The organism is Enterobacter sp. SECR19-1250, assembly GCF_013391025.1.
GTDB classification, from domain to species: domain Bacteria; phylum Pseudomonadota; class Gammaproteobacteria; order Enterobacterales; family Enterobacteriaceae; genus Enterobacter; species Enterobacter cloacae.
In genome coordinates this window covers 1-1,011 of the sequence record NZ_JACASJ010000283.1, presented here as the reverse complement: position 1 = coordinate 1,011, position 1,011 = coordinate 1, and the positions used below count along the sequence as shown (strand labels likewise).

2 protein-coding genes are annotated in these 1,011 nt (G+C 34.2%); both read right to left on the bottom strand.

Going from position 1 to position 1,011, the window contains the following annotated elements; all coding sequences use genetic code 11:
• Nucleotides 1-40: 40 nt before the first annotated feature.
• Nucleotides 41-298 (bottom strand): hypothetical protein, encoded by a 258-nt coding sequence (locus tag HX884_RS26625; RefSeq protein ID WP_249166310.1) that lies wholly within the window; start codon nt 296-298, stop codon nt 41-43.
• A 109-nt stretch (nt 299-407) separates the two neighbouring features.
• Nucleotides 408-752: a hypothetical protein gene (locus HX884_RS26620; protein WP_038981059.1), complete on the bottom strand. Its 345-nt coding sequence runs from the start codon at nt 750-752 to the stop codon at nt 408-410.
• Nucleotides 753-1,011: the final 259 nt, after the last annotated feature.

Genomic DNA, 1,011 nt, shown 5'->3' with positions numbered 1-1,011 from the left:
CAACCCGCTACGGGGGAGACTTACCCGAAATCTGATTTATTCAACAAAGCCCCTTCAAGAGCTCACTTACCGAGTGAAGTTTAATTGGCGTGAAGCCTGTTTCAATCTTTAACTTTTCAGGATTATAATTTTCATATAAAAATTCCACCTCTGTCGAACGAGGTAAGTTGGGCGGGAAGGCATTGTCCAGATCATTGACGTTGCTGAAACTCCCTGACAGCGAGTATTTATTGCAAATAACAATAAGTTGTTTTAATGCTTTTTCAATCTCATTCACAATGGTCTCAGACGCATCCATAAATATAGCCCTCAGTAATAACCAATCAATTTAAAATAACATTCTCAGTATGTACTACCTTCAAACAAGCTAAGAAAATCAATTTTTAATTACTCTCTCGCTCTTTAAATCAAAGCTCTATGAAGTTATCGTTCTCGAGATAAAAATTTAAACCTGATATGAAATCCTCTACAGATGGTTTTTCTCTTTGGATAGAGATATTATGTAATACATCTATAAATTGCTCTCCATAGAAAAACAGCTCTAGCGAATTTTCGACAACAAAATCAGGATATACTTCCTCATCATCATCACTAATGACAGGATAGCTCTCTAAATAACAAACAAGCTCTTCTTTCGCAGATGCTTCATATTCTCTTGTATACACACAAAAATCATCTAATGTATACCCACCCATAAATTTATATATTAAGTCATCTAAACCATAATTTTTTCTGTATTCTAACCGACTCATACGCACAATTCTTGAGACTTATCTTTTATACTTTGCAAAGCAAGTAGTTAATGAGAAGAACATATATTCCATTCAATTGGAATTTAAATGGTTTTTATAATCCGGGGAAATTACCCCCCGGATCATTTTGGCTAATTTAAAACACACTCACATTAATAAATAGGGTCAGCAAAATCTATTCCTTTCACATTATTCTTAGAAAGGAACTCGACTTTGTTGAATAAATCGAACTTTTGCTGAGTTGAAGGATCAGATCACG

Excerpts from the sequence above, each read along its gene's own strand:
- HX884_RS26625 (WP_249166310.1), bottom strand. The coding sequence starts at position 298 with ATGGATGCGTCTGAGACCATTGTGAATGAGATTGAAAAAGCATTAAAA.
- HX884_RS26620 (WP_038981059.1), bottom strand. The coding sequence starts at position 752 with ATGAGTCGGTTAGAATACAGAAAAAATTATGGTTTAGATGACTTAATA.